This window comes from Alteromonas sp. BMJM2 (assembly GCF_027257845.1).
GTDB lineage: Bacteria > Pseudomonadota > Gammaproteobacteria > Enterobacterales > Alteromonadaceae > Alteromonas.
The window spans coordinates 86,443-110,702 of the sequence record NZ_JAPVOT010000010.1; the positions used below are offsets into that span (position 1 = coordinate 86,443).

Below are 24,260 nucleotides of genomic sequence, written 5' to 3' on the forward strand. Positions count from 1 at the left end.
CACATTCATATTTTTTATCCCCTATGCGTAGTGATAGCGCTTGTTGCTACCTGACTTCGCCCGTACTGAGTGTTAAAAAGCCTTATCGCCCGGCCTTTTGATGATAGCGTATAGATACAGCAGAAATATGAAACCAAAAATTAACATAATAAGTGTGAATGACAAATATAGTCTGCTTTTACTGGTCTAACGAGTGACTCTCACCTACATTTATTAGGCGTACTGAACTATGAGCAATTCTGATCAGATATGTACACCGCTACGGCCTGTGTTAGTGTTGCTAAGAAAGCTTCATAAAGAATAACACAGACGACAGCCATCTGATTTTGTTGCCCTAATTATACTGAAAACAAGCAACGTTTAACGGTGTGCTGGTGTTGTGAAGACAGCCTCAAAAAGGTCTGGTGAACAAGGCCTAATAAAATTAGGCCAGAAGAAAAATACAGCAATGTCCATGAACCCTACACTCAAGGAATCCATTTCACATGTCAGATTTTAGACAACGCGCTCTCGATTATCACGCCAAGCCAACGCCAGGAAAAATAAGCATTGAGCTATCTACACCCGCAAACAGCGTTGATGATTTAGCGCTTGCATATAGCCCAGGTGTTGCCGAGCCAGTAAGAGAAATAGCTGAAGACCCAGACAACGCATACAAATATACGGCTAAAGGCAATTTGGTGGCGGTTATTAGTAATGGTACTGCTATTTTAGGCTTAGGTAATCTGGGTCCACTAGCCTCAAAACCGGTAATGGAAGGCAAAGCCCTGCTGTTTAAGCGCTTTGCTGGTATCGACGCTATTGATATCGAGGTAAAACACAGAACTACCGAAGAGTTTATCAATACGGTAGCGAATATTGCTGATACGTTCGGGGGTATCAATCTTGAAGATATTAAAGCGCCAGAGTGCTTTGAAATAGAGCAAGAGCTTATAAAGCGTTGCAAAATTCCTGTCTTTCATGATGACCAACACGGCACCGCAATTGTCACCGCAGCCGGTATGCTTAACGCGCTAGAGATTCAGGGAAAAAATATCGAAAATGCCAAAATCGTCTGTCTTGGAGCGGGAGCCGCTGCCGTGGCCTGTATGGAATTGCTCATAAAATGTGGCGCACAGCGCGAGCGTATTTATATGCTTGATAGAAAGGGAGTGATACACACTCGTCGCGAAGATTTAACCGAACATAAGTCATTATTTGCCAACAACACTGATAAACGCACTTTAGAAGACGTAATGAAAGGTGCAGATATATTTGTAGGCGTGTCTGGCCCAGACCTTCTTCCTCCGGAAACATTGGCGCTTATGGCCGATAACCCCATCGTTTTTGCTTGCTCTAACCCAGACCCTGAAATCAGGCCAGACCTAGCCCATGCGGTACGAGACGATCTCATTATGGCAACCGGCCGCTCAGATTACCCAAATCAGGTGAATAATGTACTTTGCTTCCCGTTTATTTTCCGTGGCGCGTTAGATGTGCGAGCCAGCGCGATTAACGATGAAATGAAAGTGGCCGCTGTTGAGGCACTGCGTGCAATTACAAAAGAAGAAGTACCAGCCGAAGTACTTGCCGCAAGCAATAGTAAAAGCCTTAGTTTCTCAAAGGACTACATTATTCCTAAACCAATGGACCCGAGATTGTGCGAACGCATTGCTAGTGCTGTGTCAAAAGCCGCCATCGATTCTGGGGTTGCCGGTATTACAAACACGTAGTCGTAGCGCTTAAGTATACAAAGTAAGCGAAATAAAGTGTAAAAACACAAAAGCTAGGTTTGTAGTAGGTTGTGCTTACTTCAAACCTAGCGCCACTGTGCTGCGTGCAGTCATACCAGAGTCAAATCCAACGCGCAGGCGTTCACTACTATTCTTCTGTAGGCTCATTTTCGAAGCTTGGGTCAATCCCCATCTCTTCCATTATTTTTCTTGCCTCTGCAGGTACTCTGTTGCCGTTGTCTTTACGCAAATCATCATCGTTCGGTAAAGGTTGACCTGTGAAAGCATGGAGAAATGCCTCACACAACAATTCTGAGTTAGTGGCGTGTCGCAAGTTATTAATCTGGCGACGGGTGCGTTCGTCCGTTAACGCCTTAAGCACATTAATCGGTATTGAAACAGTGACTTTTTTTACCTGTTCGCTTTTCTTACCGTGCTCTGCATAAGGGTGTATATATTTACCATTCCATTCTGCCATAGTACTAATTCGATCTTATTCTACTTATATTATGAAGTGAAATTCTAAACGAGTTCACGAAAAGGTCAATTGAGCAGTGTAAACCTCTTGACGTCTAGACATATATTCTTTAATTTAGACGTCTAAACGTCTATTAATATCGCTAGTAGAGAGAAAATTACATGGTTTCTTATGCACAAGGCATTGATGCGCTCAACCAGTCCCTATCGGAACTGCGTGACATTGACGTCTCTTTTGAGTTTTTCCCCCCTAAAACGGAAGCCATGGAGCAAACCCTTTGGAAGTCAGTTGAGCGTTTAGCACCACTAAAACCAAGTTATATGTCGGTGACGTATGGTGCGAACAGTGGCGAACGAGACAGAACACACGATGTGGTTAAGCGTATTCAACAACAAACCGGCGTTGCCGCAGTGCCTCATCTTACTTGCGTTGACGCCAGTAAAGACGAACTAAAGCAAATTGCACAAGACTATTGGGATTCGGGCATTCGTCGTATTGTCGCTTTGCGTGGCGATCTACCTCCGGGTATGAATAACACAGAAATGTATGCGTCAGACTTAGTCGCCTTACTCAAAGATGTGGCTGATTTTGATATCTCTGTTGCCGCTTATCCAGAGAAGCACCCTGAAGCACCTAATGCGCAATTTGATCTGCTGAACCTTAAGCGCAAGGCAGAAGCTGGTGCTACCGAGGCCATTTCTCAATTTTTCTTTGATACCAGTGTTTTTTTGCGATTCAGAGACCGCGCCGCTGCTGCGGGTGTTGATTTAGATTTAGTGCCAGGGATCCTGCCAGTCACCAACTATCAAACTCTTGTTAGATTTGCCGGTTTTACCAATGTTCACGTTCCGGGTTGGTTACATAAAATGTTTGATGGTTTAGACACCGATGATCAAGCTACTCGTAACCTGATTGGTGCCAACATCGCGATGGACCAAGTTAAAGTATTAGCAAAAGAAGGCGTGAAACACTTTCATTTTTACACCCTTAATCGCAGTGAGTTAAGCTACGCGATTTGCCATATGCTTGGGGTGCGTGGCGACAGCAAATGATTGCCGGCATTAAGCCACAGACACAATGCAGGCAAAATGCAGAGACAATGCATCGACCTGCTCTAGAATAAACCTTTACTCATAGCGCCGCTGGCAGTTACCATCAAATTACAGAACCTCAGCAAGCACCTCAGCAGCAATGTCTCTAAACGTTGGCGCTGACTCAGTGTTCGTGCTGAAACGTTGGTATAGCAGTCAGGAGAGCAAGTGTGTACGTAGAGCGGGTTAAAGCCATTTATGAGAATATAAAGCCGCAAGCAAAAGATCTCTTTACTATATTCATCAATCGCTGCAAAGAAGACAATGTAACGATATCTGCAGGTCACCTTGCCTACGTGACTCTGCTCTCGCTAGTGCCGTTTATTATGGTGACGTTTACCATTATGTCGGCTTTTCCTGCTTTCGCATCGGTGCGCAGCAAAATAGAACGTTTTATTTTTAGCAATTTCGTACCCACCGCCAGCGACGTTGTTCATCAGTACATGACAGACTTCGTGGGTAACGCCTCAGAGATGAGTGCCATTGGTATTTTGTCGCTGCTTTTTGTAGCGCTGATGCTTATCTCAAATGTGGATAAAACCCTTAATAGAATCTGGCGAACAAAAAGCGAAAGACCCATTGTCTTTACCTTTGCCATATATTGGATGGTGATAACATTGGGCCCTATTTTGATAGGCTCAAGCGTTATCGTTAGTACCTACCTTACGGGTCTAGCCGCATTTACCGAAGAATACACCCCAGGGCTTGGCACATTGCTGCTGAGCTTGGTGCCTAGTGGCGCGGCCATGCTCGCATTTACTATTTTGTACACCATGGTACCGAATAAGCAAGTTTACGCCCGCCACGCGGCCTGTGGAGCCTTTATTGCCACTATTGCCTTTGAGCTAACCAAGTCGGGCTTTGCACTGTATGTGACTAACTTTCCATCCTATGAACTCATTTATGGCGCGCTGGCCGTTGTGCCTATTTTGTTCCTGTGGGTGTATTTGTCGTGGATAATTGTATTATTCGGCGCAGAGTTTACCTGCAGTTTAGGCGAAGCCTTTGAAAATCAAAACGTCGTTGATAAAGAAAAATACGTGCCAGAGGACGCCCCCCCTTCAGATTCCTCTAACAGCGAAGCGCAAAAATAAACAAGAAAGGGAGCCAGCTGGCTCCCTTTGTCATTATAATTTTGCTATATCAAATAAAGTACTTTCTACCCTAGTTTTTCATAGACGCTATAAACGCATCTGATTCCGCTATGGCAGAGTTCATCTGGCTAAGCAGTTGAGCAACATTGTCTTCAATGGTTGAAAGCTCGCCTTGAAGGGCACCAATAGCGCTGGCGTTTAGATTATGCTTCAAATAAAGCACATTATCCTGAAGCGCATCTAGCACGGGCGGCATTTTACTTTCGGCTTTGCGCATAGCACTCATCAACGACGAATAACGACGCTGAGTTTCACGAAGCTTTGCAGCACTATCTCGCTTCAAAGAACCACTTTGATATTTTTCTAGCTCTTCTTGCCACTCATCAAACAGGGCTTCTGCTACGCTTTCTACCTTATCAATGCGCGCCGTTACTTCTTCTGCAGCGGCGACACTGTCTTGATACTGGCCATTTAGATTGTCGTAAACGTCTTCTAGTTCACCACCATCAAATGCTACCGCAGCACTAAATGCTTCTAGTGCAGAGCTAAATTGCTCTTGCGCGTCTTCTTGAGACTCTTTTGCATTGTCGACGCGATCAACAAGAATGTCTCGCTTTTCTACACCCACTTTCTCCCAAGCTGCATAGTACGCAGACTGACAGCCTGTAAGAGTCAGTGCCGCGACAAACACGGTTGCTAGTAATCTCATACGCTTACTCCACCTCTATAGCGCGCTGCGCTGATAATACTGATTAAATGCAGTAATGCGCCTAAGGGCCAAAATATGATAGCAAGCACGACTGTTGCCGCTAGCGCATAAGACACACCCACGGTAATAAAGAAAAACAATGCCCCTAAAATTCGGCCTTGGACCAAATGTCCCAACCCGGGAATAAAAAAATTACAGATAGCGGCAATGACATTACCACCCGATCCTTGACCTGCCATATAAACATCCTCGCATTTATGACTATAATATGATTAGCTAGTGTAACACTTGCGCGGTAACAACCCCCTTATCATTTAGGCGGTTAAAGCGTGTTAAGCACTGCGCATCTTGTTAAACACAGCACAGTGTGTCGGCACGCGACAGCATGCATAATAATAAATTAAACTAAAACAGGCACTCGCACAACGCGTAGAAATATAATGAAACGACTTTATCCGGATGTAACCCGCTATGACGACGGATTTATTGATGTAGGTAACGGGCACTCCCTGTATTTTGAGCAAAGCGGTAATCCAGATGGAATACCCGTCCTCTTTATTCATGGTGGGCCTGGCGCTGGACTCCCTCCTAATTACAAAAGCTTCTTTGACAGCAACAAGTACCGCATTATTGGCTACGAACAGCGCGGTTGCGGGCGATCCACTCCCTTAGCCGATACCAACAATAACGATACGTGGCTAAACGTAGACGATATAGACACCCTACGCAGTCACCTTGCTATTCCAGAATTTTTATTGTTTGGCGGCTCTTGGGGGTCAACACTTGCGCTTCTATACGCACTAAAGTATACCGCCCATGTATCTGGCTTAATTTTACGCGGTGTTTTTCTTGCTCGCCAACAAGACAGGGAATGGTTTTTATCTCCACACGGATGCGCAGCCCAGCTTTTCCCCGAGCATTATCGCAAGTTCACAAAAGACATCCCTGCGCCATTGAGCGCAAATGCAGTATGCGATTATTACAGCGCAATTTTAAAATCTAACAACGATGTACTTAAACATGCCGCGTTGCGACGCTGGTATCAGTGGGAAGAACGTTTATCTAGGTTGAGCTTGCCGCCAGGAGTCGGTGACGCCCATTGCCACTACCCCATGCACCTTGTTACGTGTTTAGCAACTTTAGAGTGTCACTTTTTGTCCAACAAATGCTTCATTCCTGAAAACTACATCATTGAAAATATTGATAAGATAGCGCATATTCCGGGCACGATTATCCACGGTCGCTACGACATGATATGTAAGACGGAAGCTGCTGAAACCTTGCATAAAGCGTGGCGGCAAAGCCAACTGCAAATAGTACCGGATGCAGGTCACAGCACCTCAGAGCCTAGTATTGGCTATGCGCTTTGCAGGGCAACAAGAGACATGTCGCGATTTATCAAGGAACAGACCCAGTGATAGGACTAATTCAACGCGTATCTGAAGCAAACGTTACCGTAGACAACAACGTTATTGGTGAAATCGGCCATGGAATGCTTGTATTACTAGGCGTAGAAAAAGACGATGGCGACGCTGAAATTGAAAAGCTCGCCAACAAACTATGCCGCTACCGCATGTTCAGCGATAGCGATGGGAAAATGAACCTGAATATTGAACAGGTGAAGGGTGAAATACTGGTTGTGTCTCAGTTTACCTTGGTGGCAGATACGCAAAAAGGCAATCGACCTGGTTTCTCTCGTGGTGCATCACCTGCCCATGGCGAGGATATTTACTCACGCTTTGTTGGCGCGCTTAAACAAAAAGGAATGCGTGTTCAAACCGGTGAATTTGGTGCCGATATGAAGGTTGGCCTTGTTAACGATGGTCCAGTCACCTTCCACTTTCACGTATAGGCAATAGCTATCGCGCTACCTCTATTTGCTTATATATTTAAGCTTGTACCCATAGCGCGGTTACGTTTAAATACCTAATCGATTTTAAAAAAGGCCAGTTTATTGTGTACAAGGTTGTAACACCAAAAAGTGATGCAGAATTTGAAGCCTATTTTCATTTTCGTTGGGAACATTTGCGTCAACCGTGGAACTTTCCCCCTGGTTCAGAGAAAGATGAATACGAACAAGTGGCTGAACATCGTATTATCACCAATAGCAAGAACGAAATTGTGGCCTGTGGTCGAGTACATTTAAATACCGCAGAAGAAGCGCAAATAAGACATATCGCAGTGCACAGCGACCACTTGCGCAAAGGCTTAGGCCAAATGGTAATGGTTGCGCTCGAAAATGTGGCTAAAGACCTTGGTGCAGTGCGCGCAGTGACAAACAGCCGCGAGATCTCCATCGACTTCTTCGCCTCTTGTGGATTCGTGGTTGAGCGTGAGGCGCCTAATGAACTAGGCATGCTTAAGCGTCAGCAAATGGTGAAAAAATTTACTGAAAATAATACGCTGGTGCTTCATCCTAAATGGTGTAAAGCACTTCAAGAAACTTGGTCAGAAACCATTCCTATTACTGAACACATGGGTATTAAGTTGTATCAGTACACGGGACGAACGCTGGAAACCAGAGCCTCATTAAACAAGAACATTAATATTCACGGCACTATGTTCGCGGGAAGTATTTTTTCATTGGCCACACTCACTGGCTGGGGACTCATATATCTGCAGCTTAAAGAGCGTGGTTTAAGTGGTGATATTGTATTGGGCGATGGAGATATTCATTATCATAAGCCAATTACCATGAAGCCAAGGGCCATATGCAATATTGAAACACTGTCTGGCAAGTTTGCACCGCTGCAAAAAAATAAAAAGACGCGTTTCGAACTCAGCGTGGCTATTCTCGATAACGATACGGCAGTGGCAGAATTCGAAGGGGTATTTTGGGTGCTTCCACCCGAGACATCTGATAAAGAATAAAGATAAGCAATAAATTCAAGACATAAAAAAAGCGCCCAGTAATAAAGTGAGGCGCTTTTTTTTGATACTGTTTTTTTTGATACTGTGTAGTGGAATTAACCTAAGATGTAGCCTTAGGCTGCAACCATTGCAGCTTGTAATTTCTTCATCGCATTCTTTTCAATTTGGCGAACGCGCTCTGCAGAAACTTCATATTTATTGGCTAAGTCTTGCAGCGTAATCTTATTGTCTGCCAACCAACGGGTTTCGATAATATCTTGGCTGCGTTCATCAAGGGTTTTAATCGCAGAATATAAACGCTTACTTGCCGCAGTATCCCAATCGTTGTTTATAACATCAGTTTCAACGTCAGCGGTTTTGTCTTCCAAAAATTGGACAGGCGCAAAATTACCGGTTTCATCCTCGTCTGCTGACAAGTCGAAAGCCTGATCCTGACTGCTCATGCGCGCTTCCATCTGCAGCACTTCCTTGGTACTTACACCAAGTTCGTTTGCCACAGTTTGCACCTCTGCGTGGGTAAACCAACCTAGACGCTTTTTCGCTTTGCGAAGGTTGAAGAAAAGTTTACGCTGAGCTTTTGTTGTCGCCACTTTCACGATGCGCCAATTTTTTAATACAAACTCATGTATTTCGGCTTTTATCCAATGAACGGCAAAAGAAACTAAGCGCACACCCACAGTCGGGTCGAATCGCTTAACCGCCTTCATTAGACCAATATTGCCTTCTTGAATGAGATCAGCTTGTGGTAAGCCATAACCTGAATAAGATTTTGCAATATGCACAACAAAGCGAAGGTGCGACATCACTAATTGACGCGCTGCCTCTAAATCTTCGTCCTCGCGAAGGCGTATGGCTAACTGACGCTCTTCGTCTGCAGTAAGCATATCAATGCGACTTACAGCCTGCATGTAGCCTTCGATGCTACCGCTGTGTGGCACTGATAACGCCATAGATTGCAAATTATTGCTCATTGTTCACCTCATTAATCACTGTTCCCCACTGCATATGAGTACACATGCAATAAGAACTGCGAGAGACCTAAATAAAAGAAAGAAGCCCAGATAATACGTTGGTATGGGGACGACCGCTACTATATCAAGACCAGTAGTTAGAAAAAAAGTTCAAACCCATGTCAACATACCATCAATTGCTAATGATAAAATAACTTTATCGACGTTTTCAACATATATGCGCTAAATTCAACGCCCGTTGAGGGCTTTAGCGCTTTTTAAAAAGTACTTATCAATATTTTATATTATTTTACCGCAATTTCATCCAAACCGTTCTCCTTTGGTCCCACCTAACTGCGGCCTAGCGATATGATTGGCTATACACGTCAAAAAATTAGAGATTGTAGAGTAAAACGTTGTACACATTTAAGCCAGCATGTAGTCTTATCGCTATATACTGCGTTATCTTATAATACCGTGTATTCGCTCAGCATACGTACACACAGTAAAAACGGCAGAAAAACAACGTTAGGGTATAGCCACCAAAATTAGAAAAACAAAAATCAACGCGCTCTACCGTTGCCGAGAAAGATTGCTCAAGGATAATTATGTTTGCATACGTCGCAAGACAGCCAATATTTAATGTAGATAGGGAAGTTTACGCCTATGAATTACTCTTTCGCGTTGGTGAAGAAAATTGCTTTCCAGATATTTCTCCCGATGAAGCAACCTCTAAAATACTCACATCTACACACCTTAGCCTTGGTATCGAAGAAATAACCGGCGACAAAAAAGCGTTTATTAATTTTCATCGCGATACGCTCATGTTCCGTTTCCCTACCTCGTTAGATGCGAACAAAGTCGTTATAGAGATTGTAGAAACGGTAAATGTAGATGATGCGCTTGTGGCCGCCTGCAAACACATCCGCGGTTTGGGTTACCCAATTGCCCTTGATGATTACGATATGCATGGTAAGTGGGAAGCGTTTATGCCCTTCACTAGCGTGGTTAAAATTGACATTACAGAGATAGCTCATGAGGAAATTCCCGCACTAGTAAAACGCTTCAAAGCGAATAAAATGAAGTTAGTGGCAGAAAAAATTGAAACCTACGAAGAGTTCCATAAGTTTAAGGAAATGGGGTTCGACTACTTTCAGGGCTACTTTCTTGCGCGCCCTGAAATAGTAAGGCATCGCAAATTAGGCCCAAACAACCTTACGATGTTGGAACTGCTAGCCTTAAGTAGCGAAGCTTCTCTTAACCTTGAAAGGGTCAAAACCATTATGGAAAGAGACCCTTCGTTAACGTATTTACTGTTGCGGTTCATTAACAACCCAATGGTTAATAAACGCCACACTATCAATTCGCTCAAGCACGCATTAAATTTTATGGGTGAAGTAGAAGTGAAGAAATTTCTCTCATTACTTGCCCTGGCGAACCTAAGTGATGGACAGCCCACAGAACTCATGCAGATGGCCTTAGTAAGAGCAAAGTTTTGCGAACTCGCGTATTTGGCCGTAAGTAAAGACAAAAACTCCCATACTGGTTTTTTAGCTGGATTGCTCTCGCTGCTCGACGCCATGATGGAGCAGCGCATTGAGGACTTAGTGAATAAGGTACCCATTGATAACGACGTGAAAGATGCGCTGTGTGGAAAACCCAACTTACTTAAGGAATGCCTGCAGCTGTCTCAGCATTTTGAAACGGCCAGATGGGCAGGCATTAAGCAATTTGCCGCCGAACACAAAGTTAATCAGGCCCTGCTTCATAGCTATTATAGTGAAGCTATCAAATGGGCTAAGCATATCCATAATGCCGCGCTTGATAAATCCTAGTGTGCTTGGCGCATACGCAGAGGCGCTAATTTGCGGTGTCAGTATTGTGTATAACCGGCCATTGTCATAATCTACTCGCAAACCTCGCAAACTAGGATTAACGTTTTAATGGTGGTTACTGTTTGAAAGGCTGCAGAGAGTGAAGAATTTATCATTTAGGTCGATAATACCTATTCAACAGACTAAAAATAATTAAAAGCTGTTATAAGCTAACAGTCACATAAGTCCATCAGCAAAAATATCATTTTGCATCTTGTCAGGGATAAAATATGTTCGCGTTTATAGCTCGTCAGCCAATTCTGGATAAAGAAAAAAGTGTATTTGCCTACGAGCTGATTTTCAGAGATGGTAAAGGTGGGGCCTATCCGGAGCATCAAGAAGAAAAATCCAAATTTATTGCCGATAACTTTCACCCTCTCGGACTCGATGATATTAGCGGTGAAAAAACATCATTTATTACGTTTTCAACCGACACCCTTGTGTCACGCTTTCCCACAAACTTAAACCCCGACTCTGTGGTTGTAGAACTCGCCAACCCGGCTGATACTAGCAGTGGCTTATATGAAGCGTGTCAGCACATCAAGCAAATGGGATTTAAGCTTGCCATCGACGATCCAATGATGATTGGTTCTGAACACGACATTTTTCCACTTATCGATATTGTTAAGGTAGACGTATCTAAAGCCCGTTTTGAAAACATTGAAAAACACATCCCTCGCTATCATGACGACAACAAAAAACTCGTTGCCGAGCAGGTAGACTCTCAAGATAGCTTTGCATCGTGTATCGACCTTGGGTTTGATTTCTTTCAAGGCTACTTTTTTTCTCAGCCGGAAGCGCGAATTTTAAAGCAGCTGCCAGCCTCTAAAATGAACATCGTGGATTTGATGGCTGAAAGTGGCAAAGTGAACTTTGACATTTCCCGTACCACACAAATTATAGAGCGTGATGCCACGTTAAGTTTTTTACTTCTTAAATTTATCAACAACCCAGCCATTAATAAACGCTATAAAATAACATCTCTGAAACACGCCCTAAATTATATGGGCGAGGTAGAAATTAAGAAATTTATAGCGCTGCTTAGCCTGACGAATATTGCCGACGATAAACCCCTTGAAATTATTCACATGTCGTTGGTAAGAGCGAAGTTCTTTGACTTATTGGCAGAGCGACGAGGCTTTAAAAATAACCCGCCTATCGCATTTTTGGTTGGGCTATTCTCACTGCTTGAAGGGCTGCTGGACCAATCGATGACCGATATCGTTAAGCAACTTCCGCTGTCTGACGATGTCAATAACGCTTTGTTAGGGAAAAATACAGAACTGAACAACTATTCATCTCTTGTTCGCGCCTTCGAAAGTGCGATTTGGATGACTGTGATAAAACAAGCCAAGTTGCTGGATATTGACCAGAAGCAGCTTCACATGTTGTACAACCAAGCCATTGTTTGGGGGAATGGCATTAGAAGCGCAATTTCATCGCATTTCCCAACTGCAAAAGCGCAAGGCTAGCATCTGAAATCAGGATAAGTAAGGACTTGCAGGATACTCCCTACTCTTCCTTACAAAATGGATACTGACACGCTGCGAACAGACTCATTTAGGCTCTATTTGACCCACGTGCCGCTGCACAGAAATAAGCGACCCCAGAAGACCAACTAGTACTGAAAGCCCCAGCATTGTGAGTAGAGCAGTGCCGGTAAGCCCGGTAATATTAAACTCTTTTTGGTACATCGCGGCAAAGGTCGTAATGCTGCTGTCCATCCACCATAAAATAATAATAACGGCGAACCACGCCATCAGCCCACCTAGAAGTCCATACCAAAACCCCGTGTATAAAAAGGGGCGATGAATGAAGGCATCTGTTGCCCCCACCAGCTTCATAACCACTATTTCATCGTACTTATTAAGAATATTAAGACGAATGGTGTTCCCTATGATCAACACAACCGCAACGAAGAGCAGTACGCCTATAAGCATTACCAAGTCACTCGCTATAGCAATAACGGCGTAAAGTCGTTCCAGCCATTCAATATCAAGCTTGCCAATATCAACTTCTCGTTGCTGCCTTAACTTATCAAGCAGTGCACGAGCGGCAATTGGTGATGCATGTTTATCGGTAGGAGTCACTAGCACCACATCGGGTAGAGGGTTTTTCTCTAAGTAGGCAATAGCATCGCCTAACCCCGATAAATGCTGAAACTCTTTTAGCGCATCATCGGCGGGAATATACACCACACTTTCAATTTCTTGCCATGTATTAAGCCGTGTCACCAACTGCTGAGAGCGATTGGCTCCTATATTTGGCGTAAGAAATAACGATATTTCGGAAGCTTGTTCCCAACCTGCGGTAATTTTCTCGGTATTTTTAACCATGATATACAGGGTACTTGGCAAGGTAATACTCAGCCCGAGCACGCCAATGGTCATGAGCGAAGCCACTGGCTGGCGCCAAAGCTCACCTAAACTAGATAATGCTTGCCTGATGTGACTCACAAAGAACATGATGAAAGCTTGCAGCACTGACACTTTCGAAGAAGACGCGCCTTTTGCTCGGCCTTTAAAAAGAATGCTCATCGCGGCTCTCCCTCGCGGTGGCTGCCGGCGAATTCACTATCTGTCAGCCCGTCAGTGATCATTTGGCCGTTTTTTAACGTTAACGTGCGGTAACGCATGCGAGCAATAAGGCCTAAATCATGGGTGGCGATGAGCACTGATACACCCGCCTGGTTAAAATCTTCAAACAAGCGAATAATTTCCATAGACAGTTTAGGATCTAAATTACCAGTAGGCTCATCGGCAAGCAGCAGAGGCGGTTTGTTCACCACGGCTCTGGCTATTCCTACGCGCTGCTGCTCACCGCCTGAGAGGGTAATAGGCAGACTTCGGCTTTTATCTCTCAGCCCTACCATCTCAAGCGCAGCATCAACCCGTTTACGAATTTCTTTGTGCGTGTAACCTTCTATGACTAGGGGCAACGCAACGTTATCAGCAACGGTTTTATCCATTAACAGCTGATGGCTTTGAAAAATCATACCGATATCGCGGCGGATAAATGCAATATCTCGCCGCGTTATATTATTCAGATCGTGGCCGTTAATTAAAACACGACCCACAGTAGGGCGCTCCATAATACTGATGAGTTTGAGCAAAGTACTTTTACCTGCGCCAGAATGACCAGTTAAAAACGCCATCTCGCCAGGTGCAATGTGAAAGTTCACCTTGCTTAACGCCCGCTGTCCACCGGGGTAGGTTTTGCTTACCTGCTCAAACTTTATCATCTTATAACCCTACAGCCTCAATCAACTAGCTTGCTGGTGTATCCAACTCGCTAAACAGGGCGTCGATAAACTCTTCGCCATCGAACTGCCGCAAGTCATCAATACTTTCGCCCACACCAATATAACGTATAGGAATACCGAACTGATCGGCAACTGAAAAGATAACGCCGCCTTTTGCAGTACCATCTAATTTAGTTAACGTTATACCGGTTAAGCCCACAGCTTCATTGAATAACTTGGCTTGGCTAATCGCGTTTTGCCCTGTTCCGGCATCAAGCGTCAACATAACCTCATGCGGCGCGTTAGGGTTAAGTTTTTTCATTACCCTAACTACTTTTTTGAGCTCTTCCATCAAATTGTCTTTGTTTTGCAATCGCCCGGCCGTATCGGCAATCAGAATGTCCGACCCGCGAGACTTAGCTGCTTCCAACGCATCGTATAGCACTGAGGCACTGTCTGCACCGGTGTGTTGGGCAATAACAGGGATATTGTTGCGCTCGCCCCATACTTGTAGCTGCTCGACAGCCGCCGCGCGAAATGTATCACCCGCTGCAAGCATGACTTTTTTACCTTGCTGCTGAAACTGCTTGGCCAACTTTCCGATTGTGGTGGTTTTACCTACGCCGTTAACCCCAACCATCAAAATAACAAATGGTCCCTCGTCTCCGTTGTGCTTCTGCATAACGTCACTAAGCGGCACATTCACATTCGCTAACATACCCGACATTTGCTGCTTTAGAATATCTAACAAAGCTTCAGCGTCTTTAAGATCTTTGCGAGACGCACTGTCAGTAAGGTGGTTAATAATTTTCTGCGTGGTATCCATACCTACATCGGCAACGAGTAACTGTGTCTCTAAATCTTCATACAACTCATCATCAATGGCTTTGCCTTTGAACAGGCTGACAATACCACTACCCAGGTTTTCTTTGGTGCGCGATAGGCTTTCTTTCAAACGAGCGAATAAGGATTTCTTTTCCTTGACTGGCGGCGCTTCCTTAGCTGGCGCAGCCGTTTCAGCGTTGGCGAGCTCGTCGTTAGTCGTCTCTTTCTCGGCGCTAACTTGCTTGTTTGCTTCAGCAGTGCTTTCTGTTAATGAAGCATCGCCTCTGCCACTAAAGGCTGTAGAATCAGAGACTAGAGCGTCAGTGTGTTGCGCTGCTTTTTCTTCTGCAAGCACCTCTGCTTCAACACTGGCCGTTGGAGCAGAATCTAATGGCGTTGCTGCTTCATCTACAGACTTTGAAGCAGGCATATCTACTTCAGCAGTTGAAAAGTCTAAAGGCTGTTTTTCTTCGCTTTCTAGGGCGTCAACAACCGTGTTGTGAATAGCTTGATTCCCGTCAGTGACAGAAGGCGTAATGTGAGAGGAAGACTCTTGCTCCTGTACATCTGCCGTTGTTTGCGTAGATAAAATCTGTGCAGGCTGTTCTTCTGCTTGTTCACTCTTGCTTTCAACAGGTTTTTCAGCCGACTGGTCCACTGGCACAGCACCATCAGCCGCCTCGACTTTTTTTGTCCCAGTGATTTCGGCTCCGGTTGTTTCGCCGTTAGATGTTTCGTCAATTGGGCTCGCTACTTCCTTCGCAGCCTGCTCTTGTGCTTGCTGCTCTTTTTGTTTCTCTGCTTTTTTGTTCTTGCTGAACCAGCCAAAGAGTTTCGACATTGTTAGGACAAATCCTTATAAATTCTGAACAAATTCGGCTACACTTGCCGCCTAATATATAAATGTATGATACCACTGTCAGTCACTATGAAGCGAGTTTCTCACCCCTCAAGGGGCATATCTTCTACAAAAAAACGTCAGCCTGCAAAAATCGACAAAAAAAAGAGAGGGCTGATCCGCATCATTAGCGGCCAATGGCGTGGAAAACGACTCCCTGTGCTCGATGCAGAGGGGTTACGACCCACAACTGATAGAAACAAAGAAACCTTGTTCAACTGGCTTATGGCCTACGTGGATGATGCCCAGTGTTTAGATGTTTTTGCGGGTTCAGGTGGTTTAGGTTTAGAAGCGCTATCTCGCTATGCCAAGCGATGTGATTTTATTGAGCTCGACCGACAAGCCAGTGAACAATTGAACAAGAATCTGCACACTCTCAATGTGGCTAACTCAGATATGGCGACGGTTCACCAAGGCGATGCATTAAAAGTACTCAAGCAGCTGACGGGAACGCAGTACGATATTGTATTTATCGACCCACCATTTTATCAAAATTTGGTAGCCCCCATTGTCAGCGAAATTGTGAACACTAACATTGTTACTGCTGGCAGTATGGTTTACATCGAGCACGAAACCGAGCTTGAATCATTGCCACTTCCTAGTCACTGGCATGTGGTGAAAGAGAAACGCACTGGCTCTTTGGTGTACATGCTTGTTGAAGTAGGCGAGAAAAGCCCGCCCCAACAAGAAGATGCCTAACTTAATTCAAGACCAATATTAGACATACCGGCTTCAAGGGCGAGGGCTCGCATTTCGTCAGCGGCTTTCGCTGGAGATTTGGCTTGCTCAATATAATCAAGCAGTTCATTTTGCACTTCCACTTCAAACGCCATCAACGGGTGACCTTTCACTGAGTCATCATCGGCTTCGCCAGTTGAAAGTAAATAAGCCTCAACACTGCCTTGAGAAAGCTTACTAATAACGACTGCCCCCTGAGGGTCGTCGCCAGCAACAAGATTCAGTAAGGAAGCAAGGCCAATAGCTGCATCAATTGCAGGATAAACGCCGTAGTTATCGTGAGTTTCTGTATCTGGCGTAGCAACTTCCACCTTTTCAAGCTGAACAGCGATATTGAATTTGCTCTTTGGCGACTTTAGCGTTTCCCATACCAGATTAAGGCAATTTCTAAGCGCGGGCGCATCACCAGATTCGGTAACCTCGCAAAATAAAGCGTAATTTGGCAGCATCCTCTCCAGCAGCGCTGCTGCAAACGCAATGGCCTTTTGACCTTCTAGCGCTCTTACTCGAGAAAATGTATTTAGTTTTTGCTTTGCCATTAAAGTGCTCCAGCGGCGTGGGTAAAGTATTTGGTAACGCCATCTAGCAACATCTGAATGGCAATCATAACTAGGATCATACCCATTAATCGCTCCATAGCAACTAAACCGCGCTCACCGAGTATTTTATGAAATATATTGGAAAACATGAGGATCACAGCGCTAATTGACCAAGATGCCGCAAGCGCAATAGACCAATCAGTCATTCGGTCTGGGGATTGATTCGCCAATAATATGAGTGCAGCTAGCGTTGATGGCCCTGCGATCATCGGAATTGCAAGGGGAACGAGAAACGGCTCTTCACCCACCGCAAGGCCACTTGGATTACCCGACGATGGAAAAATCATTTTCAGAGCAATGAGAAATAAAATAATACCACCAGCAATACTAACGGTTTCTTGTTCAACATTGAGGAAGTTAAGTACCGACTGGCCGCTGAATAAAAATAGAAACAAGATAACAAGCGCAAACAGCAACTCTCTTATCAATATAAATTGGCGCCGCTTGGGTTCTATCGACTTTAGTACCGACATAAAAACGGGTAGATTGCCCAACGGATCCATGATCAAAAAAAGCATAATCGCGGCGGACCAAGTATCCATCGTTCTTTATCTCCTGTTACTATGACGTATCAAAACGCGCAGTTCAACTGCTAGCATTGCTATTCGTCTGCAATGGTAAACTAACTTCACCAGCTTAAAAACACTTTACGTCTTCATATAGCTAAATTAGTTCCTCACGGGCGTATTGGTCTTAATTGACTATTTAGTTGAGCAGTCTGCATGCTGCATCGACAACGCGAATAATTAAAAAATCAGTAACTCAATGTGCAAGCATTTAAGTTTGAAAGGCACTTTTAATATTTTTCGTCTATATTATTTACTATTCTAATCTTGTGCGTTTTAACCTTACAAAAACGCATCAATAACGATTACAAAAATAAAATACGGAATTGAAACAATGAGTTTAATGACAGTAAATGAAGTTGCCGCTTTTTTGGGTGTCCAAGATGTAAGAGTAGAGCGTCTTGAGCGAGAGAGCCTGTTGGTAGCGAAAGAAAAGGATACTGATGGCAATCCGCTTTTTGATAGTGGTGATGTTGAACGCTATAAAAAGCTCGCTGAGCGTTTAGGCGGAATTTAATAAAGGAGGGAACTGGTTTCACAGTTCCCTCACTCGCTTTTCAAAATTTCAACTTTTTAAGTCACGCCTTTTAAGCGTGCACCTACGCGTGTATTCACTATCAGTGCACGCATTAATTTTTTATGCTTTAAAGTCGTGTAGCATTCTTGCAATAGTGCGAATGCCTTTCGCCGTTGCGCCAACAGGCATCTCAGACGTAGCGCCGCCGTGATAGGCAGCAGCTAGATCTAAATGCACCCAGCCTTTGGGTTTAACGAAGCGCGATAAAAACCCTGCGGCGTTTGACGCACCGCCACCACCACCGCCTTTCATTGGGCGGCTGTTTGCCGTGTCAGCAAACGCCGATGGGCAGCGCTCTGCATGAAATGGCTCTAGTGGTAATGGCCAAAAACGTTCGTTTTCTGCTTTCGCAGCATTGAGTATCTGCTCTTTTGCATTATCATCCATTGAGAAAACAGCATGATAATCAGAACCTAACGCTACCGTTGCAGCTCCGGTTAGTGTCGCGGCATCAATAATTAACGGCGCACCAGTGTCTGTGGCAGCCATTAGACCATCGGCTAGTACCAAACGACCTTCAGCATCGGTATTGACTACCTCTACCGTTACACCGTTTTTATACGTCAGTACATCGCCCAGCTTGTAGGCGTGGCCGCTTATTAGGTTCTCTGCGCAGCACAAAATCAGTTGAATGCGCTTTTCAATTCCTTGCGTAATGGCTAAACCAAGCGCTCCGGTAACTGTTGCAGCACCACCCATATCGCATTTCATATCAAGCATACCTTCACTTGATTTTATGCTGTAACCACCGCTATCAAAGGTAATCCCCTTACCCACTAACACAGCATCTACAGGTGCATCGGCATTGCCGGTAGGGTTATAGTCAAGCACAAGCATAGCTGGCGGACGCTCGCTTCCTCGACCCACATTGTATATGCCTACCCAACCTTCGTCTTTCAGCGCTTCACCCACCGTCATGGTGTAATCAACTTTGTTTTTACCTAGTGACTTAAGCCAATCAGCAGCACGCTGAGCTAAGGTTTCAGGGCTCAAATCTTCCGGTGTGTCATTGACAAGCTGTCGAGTAAATAACAAGGCAGCGTACTCTTGTTCTAGCGCTGCTCTATCGTTGCTATTCGCCCAAGAAATACTCGCAGGCTTTCTTGCTCGGGTAAAACTTAACGCGAATGCCCACTGCTGCTCTTTGCTCCAGTCGCCCGTTAGCGCAACACTTGGCAAGTTAAGTCCATCAAGTTTACGTGCAGCTTGTTGAATAGTGCGCTCATTGGCGCTGTCATCGGGCAAGTGAATTATGGCACCTGACTCTACGAAGGAAAGCTTAGCGTTATCTCCCCACGACGCATTAGCTGATTGAGTAGAAAGACTTACGGTAAATTCTGCCATTATGTTTTAATCCTTATATACTATTGTTCGCTTTGTTGTCCGTATCTGTCGCTAAGGCGAGTATCGAAAGCCTTAGCCAGTAATAGCTTGCAGTACGTAAAACAACATTTGTTCTCTCAATTAAGGAGAATCATGAATTTCTCATCACCGCTTATACGCGGCACACTCATTAAACGATACAAACGCTTTCTTGCCGACGTTGAACTAGAAGACGGTCAAGTCGTAACGGCCCATTGTCCAAATACAGGTGGCATGACAGGGTGCGCCGAACCAGGTTATACCGTCTTTTTGAGTGAGTCCAACAACCCCAAACGCAAACTTAAGTATACGTGGGAAGTGGCTAAAACCTTTAATGACCACTTTATAGGTATCAACACTCACAATGCTAATAAGTTGGTGGCAGAAGCACTGAATAACAAGGTCATTGAGGAATTTTCTGATATTTCAGACTGGAAAGCAGAAGTAACACCTCCAACCGCTAACAGCCGATTTGATTTTGCACTAACGAGAAACCGCGCCATTGAGTACATGGAAGTGAAATCGGTAACCTTAGCCGATGGCCATCAAGGTTACTTTCCAGACGCAGTGACGCAGCGTGGAGCGAAGCACTGTCTAGAATTGGCGCGATTGGCACATGAAGGTGTTAAAACCACCTTACTCTTTTGTGTACAGCATACGGCAATAACCTCTGTGCGTATTGCTGAACAGATTGATCCTCGTTATGCAGAAAGCGTAACAACTGCCGCTCGTGCAGGTGTCAATATCTTAGCAATGGCCTGCGCGATTAATGAACAAAAAATCGAAGTAAATCAATCACTCCCTATTATTTTGTAAAAAATAGGTTGATTTTTTTCATTTCGGCTTCATATTTGCGCCTTGTTTTGGCGGGTGAACGCACTAACGCGTTTGATGGGAGCCAAGCTGGCTAATCGTAAAAAGAGATACCAGCATAATAATTACATAGACACAATTGATTGCCTGAGGCTATCGAGTCTGATATAGATATCGGTCCAATCAGGATAAAATGGATGTCGTAGTGTAGGAGATGTGGCACATGCCAACAGGAAAAGAGACAAAATCCTTAGGACTATTAGCGCTGGCAGGTTTACAGCCTTATCAGCCGAAAGCAGACGAAGAGTACATGGGCGACCCCCAAATTGAACACTTTCGTCTTCTGCTTAGAGCATGGCGTAATCAGCTTCGCGAAGAAGTTGACCGTACTGTAACGCATATGAAGGACGAGGCAGCGAACTTTCCTGATCCCGTCGACCGTGCAGCGCAAGAAGAAGAGTTTAGCTTGGAGTTGCGTACCCGTGACCGTGAGCGCAAACTCATCAAGAAAATTGAAAAAACACTCAAGCGTATCGAAGAAGACGATTTTGGCTTCTGCGACCAGTGTGGTATTGAGATTGGTATTCGCCGTTTAGAAGCCCGTCCAACTGCCGACCTATGTATTGACTGTAAAACGATGGCTGAAATTAAAGAAAAACAGCTTCAGGGCTGATTTGTCATCACCGTCTTGTTACAGACGGTAGTGCAATCGCTTAGTTTGATGCTCGTTTTTACATTTAAGCCCATAATAACGTTTACGCTGATTTTAACACTCAAGTTAACGTGTTTTTTGGCAGCATCGTTTTTCAAAAAGCCTCATCATTTATTGATGAGGCTTTTTAGCATTTCTTACTTTCCTCCAAACAGACTCGCTTCTCAGCGCTACCACCTTCTGAGCTTTTTACCTTTGCCTTTCTATTTACCCGTCGAGCAAAGCACTTTTGCAAGGGCGTATAACAATGCCTAATATTTTTAACCAGCATTCAGAAAGCGACTTAGACTCTAATCCAAAATACACAGGCCGTTTTGCTCCCTCTCCTTCTGGTCAGCTTCACTTTGGCTCACTTGTCACTGCGCTAGCCAGTTACCTTGATGCAAAACATCATAATGGCAAATGGCTCGTGCGTATGGAAGATATCGACGAGCCCCGCTGTATTTCAGGCACTGATACCGCTATTTTACACACCTTGGAAGCCCACGGTTTGCAATGGGACGGTGAAGTCATGTATCAAAGCAAGCAGCATTCCCGTTACCAAGAGGTGGTGAACGCGCTACTACATCATCAGCAGGCGTACTACTGCAGCTGCACTCGCAGAATGATTAAGGCAATGGGCGGCACTTATAATGGTCACTGCAGAGATAAAGGTTTAACACCTTCCAACGGCCAACTTGCTATTCGGCTGAAACTGGATACTCCATTAGCGCCTTTCACTGATTTGATCATGGGCGAAGTGGGTGTACCTCATCAAAAATTGGCCGGCCACAGAGTAGAAGAAGCCCACCGGATAGAAGACATAACGATAAAGCGCAGAGACCAGCTGTTCTCCTATAACTTAGTGGTTGTGCTAGACGATGTGTTTCAGGGCGTGACCCACGTTATTCGGGGTTGTGATTTGATTGACGTAACGCCGCTTCATCGCTGCGTGCATCAATCGCTTGGCTATCAGCCATTGGAATACGGCCATATACCGGTGGCCGCGATAGCGCCAGGACGAAAGTTGAGCAAACAGAACCATGCCACTCCCATCGAGTGCACTACAGCACTAAAAAATTTAGTTAATGCTCTACACTTTTTGGGCTTTACAGAGGTTAAGCAACAAGATTTTAACTCGGTAGACTCGCTATTGTCCTTCGCTGTTTCTTTGTGGAATAGGAAAAAAGTAGTGAAAACACCCGAAATTATTGTTCCTCGGCATGAATCCACTTATTATAGCGTTCCTTAATATATTGCGGAGATACCATCATCATTCATCGTGTTTTCAAATCTGTTAAGCGTGCATTCTCAAAAGAGAGCTCGTCTGACAAAGCATTACAGCCAAGAGTAATGACTCGAGGTGAGCATGGTATTTCTCGCGAAGATATCAGTGCGAATGCGTTAAAAGTCATGTATCGCCTTAACGGAGCAGGCTTCGAGTCTTATTTAGTCGGAGGTTGTGTTCGCGACATTTTGATGGGATATGAACCAAAAGATTTTGATGTAGTTACCAATGCTACACCTGAGCAGATAAAAGGGCTGTTTAGAAACTGCCGGCTAATAGGCCGAAGGTTTCGCCTTGCCCACATTGTGTTTGGCCGAGAAATTATTGAGGTGGCTACATTCCGTGGCCATCATCAAGAGACAGATGAAAGCCAAGCAGTGCCAAAAAATAAGGCCACAGGCTCACAAGACGCGCAAGGACAGCTTGTTAGAGATAACGTGTTTGGCTCTATTGAAGAAGATGCAGAGCGCCGGGATTTCACATTTAATGCCATGTACTACAGCGTGGCTGATTTTACGGTGAAAGACTTTGCCAATGGCCTTGCTGCGATTGAAAAGCGTGAAGTGGCACTAATGGGCGACCCGGAAACTCGCTACCGCGAAGACCCTGTTCGTATGCTTCGCGCTGTTCGCTTTGCTGTTAAGCTGTCTATGCGCATTGAAACGTCAACGGCTGCGCCTATTAAAAGCTTGGCGAGCTTGCTTCAAAATATTCCTCCTGCACGTTTGTTTGAAGAAACACTAAAATTGTTTTTATCTGGCAAAGGTGAAGAAACGTTTTTAATGATGCGTGAATACGGTCTTATCGACCAACTATTCCCCCAATTAGCGCCGTTTTTGAAAGACGAAAACAGCAAAGAAATGCAGTTTGTACGTCATGTACTTGCCAATACCGATGAGAGAATTAACAACGAGCAACGGGTCACCCCCGCGTTCTTGTATGCCGCATTATTATGGTATCCCGTTGAAGAGCAGTCACAACGTCTGCAGTTGGAATCTGGATTAAACGCTCACGACGCTTTCAACATTGCCTCAAGTGAAGTCATTGCAAAGCAAACCCAGCGCATCATGATCCCCAAACGATTCTCCACTGTGATACGAGACATTTGGATCTTGCAGCAGCGCCTTCCTAAACGCTTCGGTCGTCGCGCTTTTCAGTTGCTTACTCACCCCAAATTTAGAGCTGGTTATGATTTCTTACTCGCACGAGGCCAAACTGAAGGCGGCGACCTATTAGAACTTGCACAGTGGTGGACACACTTCCAGCATGCTGAAAGTGGTAAGCAAAAAGGTATGCTTAACGCCCTTAAACGAGCTGATAGCGCAGGCAAGGGCGCACCGCGCAAACGAAAGCGCCGTCCGGTTAAGAGAGATTCTGATGCTTAAAGAGCATGTGTATATTGGTATAGGAAGTAATCTTGGCGATAGTGAGCAACAAACTACAGATGCCTTTGAGGCTATCGGTAGTCTTGAAGATACTCGCTTACTGAAGACGTCGTCTCTTTATGCCAGCAAGCCTATGGGCCCGCAAAATCAGCCCGATTACATTAATGCCGTATGTCTTATAGAAACCTCTCTTAAACCTCATAGCCTATTAAAGCAATTGCAACGCATAGAGCTTGAATGTGGTAGAGAGCGAAAAGGCGATAGATGGGGCCCGCGCACACTCGATTTAGATATTTTGCTTTACGGCAGTCAGCATATCGATACTGCGGACTTAATTATTCCACATTATGGAATGGCCGAAAGAGAATTTGTGATGGTGCCGCTATTTGAAATCGCCCCTACCATGGTGATGAAAGACGGAAAGCCCATCGCACACTGGGTGGCTAACTGTTCGCTAGACGGTCTAAGGCGCCTGCGCGCTTCCAATTAATGGCAAAA

General features: G+C 44.8%; 25 protein-coding genes. 15 read left to right on the plus strand and 10 right to left on the minus strand.

The annotated features are described in order from the left end of the window. Positions 1–485: 485 nt before the first annotated feature. The gene (locus O9X84_RS12345) at positions 486–1,712 is read left to right on the plus strand and encodes a malic enzyme-like NAD(P)-binding protein (protein WP_269520074.1); all 1,227 of its coding nucleotides are present in this window, start codon (positions 486–488) and stop codon (positions 1,710–1,712) included. Between the two features lie 148 nt (positions 1,713–1,860). Here the strand turns inward: O9X84_RS12345 and metJ are convergent, their stop codons facing one another. Next, positions 1,861–2,190: a met regulon transcriptional regulator MetJ gene (metJ, locus tag O9X84_RS12350; RefSeq protein WP_269520075.1), complete on the minus strand. Its 330-nt coding sequence runs from the start codon at positions 2,188–2,190 to the stop codon at positions 1,861–1,863. Between the two features lie 161 nt (positions 2,191–2,351). On the opposite strand from metJ, the gene metF reads away from it, so the two are divergent. Together metF and O9X84_RS12360 are read left to right on the plus strand one after the other, a co-directional pair. Then, the gene (gene metF, locus O9X84_RS12355) at positions 2,352–3,242 is read left to right on the plus strand and encodes a methylenetetrahydrofolate reductase (protein WP_269520076.1); all 891 of its coding nucleotides are present in this window, start codon (positions 2,352–2,354) and stop codon (positions 3,240–3,242) included. Between the two features lie 209 nt (positions 3,243–3,451). Next, positions 3,452–4,375: a virulence factor BrkB family protein gene (locus O9X84_RS12360; protein WP_269520077.1), complete on the plus strand. Its 924-nt coding sequence runs from the start codon at positions 3,452–3,454 to the stop codon at positions 4,373–4,375. Positions 4,376–4,445: 70 nt separating this feature from the next. On the opposite strand, the gene O9X84_RS12365 is transcribed toward O9X84_RS12360, so the two are convergent. Next, on the minus strand, positions 4,446–5,084 hold the full coding sequence (locus tag O9X84_RS12365) for a DUF2959 domain-containing protein (RefSeq protein ID WP_032094950.1): 639 nt from the start codon (positions 5,082–5,084) through the stop codon (positions 4,446–4,448). Further along, the gene (locus tag O9X84_RS12370) at positions 5,081–5,323 is read right to left on the minus strand and encodes a hypothetical protein (protein WP_269520078.1); all 243 of its coding nucleotides are present in this window, start codon (positions 5,321–5,323) and stop codon (positions 5,081–5,083) included. The genes O9X84_RS12365 and O9X84_RS12370 overlap by 4 nt, the downstream gene beginning before the upstream one ends. A 201-nt stretch (positions 5,324–5,524) precedes the next feature. On the opposite strand from O9X84_RS12370, the gene pip reads away from it, so the two are divergent. From pip to O9X84_RS12385, 3 genes are all read left to right on the plus strand, one after another. Beyond that, entirely contained in the window at positions 5,525–6,502 is a 978-nt protein-coding gene (pip, locus tag O9X84_RS12375; protein ID WP_269520079.1) for a prolyl aminopeptidase, read from the plus strand. Continuing rightward, positions 6,499–6,936, plus strand: coding sequence for a D-aminoacyl-tRNA deacylase (gene dtd / locus O9X84_RS12380; protein ID WP_269520080.1), 438 nt, complete (start codon positions 6,499–6,501; stop codon positions 6,934–6,936). The genes pip and dtd overlap by 4 nt, the downstream gene beginning before the upstream one ends. A gap of 104 nt (positions 6,937–7,040) precedes the next feature. Continuing rightward, positions 7,041–7,955 carry a bifunctional GNAT family N-acetyltransferase/hotdog fold thioesterase gene (locus O9X84_RS12385; RefSeq protein ID WP_269520081.1) on the plus strand — a complete coding sequence of 305 codons (915 nt, stop codon included), beginning with the start codon at positions 7,041–7,043 and terminating at the stop codon, positions 7,953–7,955. Between the two features lie 113 nt (positions 7,956–8,068). Here the strand turns inward: O9X84_RS12385 and rpoH are convergent, their stop codons facing one another. Next, positions 8,069–8,926: an RNA polymerase sigma factor RpoH gene (gene rpoH, locus O9X84_RS12390; RefSeq protein WP_269520082.1), complete on the minus strand. Its 858-nt coding sequence runs from the start codon at positions 8,924–8,926 to the stop codon at positions 8,069–8,071. Positions 8,927–9,513: 587 nt separating this feature from the next. Here rpoH and O9X84_RS12395 point away from each other — a divergent pair. After that, positions 9,514–10,740, plus strand: a complete 1,227-nt coding sequence (locus O9X84_RS12395) for an EAL and HDOD domain-containing protein (RefSeq protein ID WP_269520083.1) — start codon at positions 9,514–9,516, stop codon at positions 10,738–10,740. A gap of 269 nt (positions 10,741–11,009) precedes the next feature. After that, positions 11,010–12,251, plus strand: a complete 1,242-nt coding sequence (locus tag O9X84_RS12400) for an EAL and HDOD domain-containing protein (protein WP_269520084.1) — start codon at positions 11,010–11,012, stop codon at positions 12,249–12,251. Between the two features lie 84 nt (positions 12,252–12,335). On the opposite strand, the gene ftsX is transcribed toward O9X84_RS12400, so the two are convergent. From ftsX to ftsY, 3 genes are read right to left on the minus strand one after another with little or no spacing between them, the layout of a single operon-like run. Then, on the minus strand, positions 12,336–13,316 hold the full coding sequence (gene ftsX / locus O9X84_RS12405; protein ID WP_269520085.1) for a permease-like cell division protein FtsX: 981 nt from the start codon (positions 13,314–13,316) through the stop codon (positions 12,336–12,338). Continuing rightward, positions 13,313–14,020 (minus strand): cell division ATP-binding protein FtsE, encoded by a 708-nt coding sequence (ftsE, locus tag O9X84_RS12410; RefSeq protein ID WP_269520086.1) that lies wholly within the window; start codon positions 14,018–14,020, stop codon positions 13,313–13,315. The genes ftsX and ftsE overlap by 4 nt, the downstream gene beginning before the upstream one ends. A 25-nt stretch (positions 14,021–14,045) precedes the next feature. Beyond that, positions 14,046–15,686: a signal recognition particle-docking protein FtsY gene (gene ftsY / locus O9X84_RS12415; RefSeq protein WP_269520087.1), complete on the minus strand. Its 1,641-nt coding sequence runs from the start codon at positions 15,684–15,686 to the stop codon at positions 14,046–14,048. 66 nt (positions 15,687–15,752) lie between these two features. Here ftsY and rsmD point away from each other — a divergent pair, with 66 nt between their 5' ends. After that, a complete protein-coding gene (rsmD, locus tag O9X84_RS12420; protein ID WP_269520088.1) occupies positions 15,753–16,442 on the plus strand; it encodes a 16S rRNA (guanine(966)-N(2))-methyltransferase RsmD in 690 nt (229 codons plus the stop codon). Here rsmD and O9X84_RS12425 read toward each other — a convergent pair. Then, positions 16,439–17,020 carry a YjaG family protein gene (locus tag O9X84_RS12425; protein ID WP_269520089.1) on the minus strand — a complete coding sequence of 194 codons (582 nt, stop codon included), beginning with the start codon at positions 17,018–17,020 and terminating at the stop codon, positions 16,439–16,441. The genes rsmD and O9X84_RS12425 overlap by 4 nt on opposite strands. Beyond that, entirely contained in the window at positions 17,020–17,622 is a 603-nt protein-coding gene (locus O9X84_RS12430; RefSeq protein ID WP_269520090.1) for a YhgN family NAAT transporter, read from the minus strand. The genes O9X84_RS12425 and O9X84_RS12430 overlap by 1 nt, the downstream gene beginning before the upstream one ends. Before the next feature lie 358 nt (positions 17,623–17,980). Here O9X84_RS12430 and O9X84_RS12435 point away from each other — a divergent pair, with 358 nt between their 5' ends. Then, the gene (locus tag O9X84_RS12435) at positions 17,981–18,163 is read left to right on the plus strand and encodes a hypothetical protein (protein WP_032094963.1); all 183 of its coding nucleotides are present in this window, start codon (positions 17,981–17,983) and stop codon (positions 18,161–18,163) included. Positions 18,164–18,283: 120 nt separating this feature from the next. Here the strand turns inward: O9X84_RS12435 and pepB are convergent, their stop codons facing one another. Continuing rightward, positions 18,284–19,567 (minus strand): aminopeptidase PepB, encoded by a 1,284-nt coding sequence (gene pepB / locus O9X84_RS12440; RefSeq protein WP_269520091.1) that lies wholly within the window; start codon positions 19,565–19,567, stop codon positions 18,284–18,286. Between the two features lie 132 nt (positions 19,568–19,699). Between pepB and sfsA the strand changes: the two genes are divergently transcribed. The 5 genes from sfsA (at position 19,700) to folK (ending at position 24,252) form a co-directional block, all read left to right on the plus strand. Beyond that, positions 19,700–20,401, plus strand: coding sequence for a DNA/RNA nuclease SfsA (gene sfsA, locus O9X84_RS12445; protein WP_269520092.1), 702 nt, complete (start codon positions 19,700–19,702; stop codon positions 20,399–20,401). 220 nt (positions 20,402–20,621) lie between these two features. Next, the gene (gene dksA, locus O9X84_RS12450) at positions 20,622–21,071 is read left to right on the plus strand and encodes an RNA polymerase-binding protein DksA (protein WP_269520093.1); all 450 of its coding nucleotides are present in this window, start codon (positions 20,622–20,624) and stop codon (positions 21,069–21,071) included. Positions 21,072–21,357: 286 nt separating this feature from the next. Beyond that, positions 21,358–22,341: a tRNA glutamyl-Q(34) synthetase GluQRS gene (gene gluQRS / locus O9X84_RS12455; protein ID WP_269520094.1), complete on the plus strand. Its 984-nt coding sequence runs from the start codon at positions 21,358–21,360 to the stop codon at positions 22,339–22,341. 101 nt (positions 22,342–22,442) lie between these two features. Further along, the gene (gene pcnB, locus O9X84_RS12460; protein ID WP_269520095.1) at positions 22,443–23,762 is read left to right on the plus strand and encodes a polynucleotide adenylyltransferase PcnB; all 1,320 of its coding nucleotides are present in this window, start codon (positions 22,443–22,445) and stop codon (positions 23,760–23,762) included. Then, complete coding sequence (gene folK, locus O9X84_RS12465) at positions 23,755–24,252, plus strand: 2-amino-4-hydroxy-6-hydroxymethyldihydropteridine diphosphokinase (protein WP_269520096.1); 498 nt, start codon at positions 23,755–23,757, stop codon at positions 24,250–24,252. Before pcnB ends, folK begins: the two co-directional genes overlap by 8 nt. Positions 24,253–24,260: the final 8 nt, after the last annotated feature.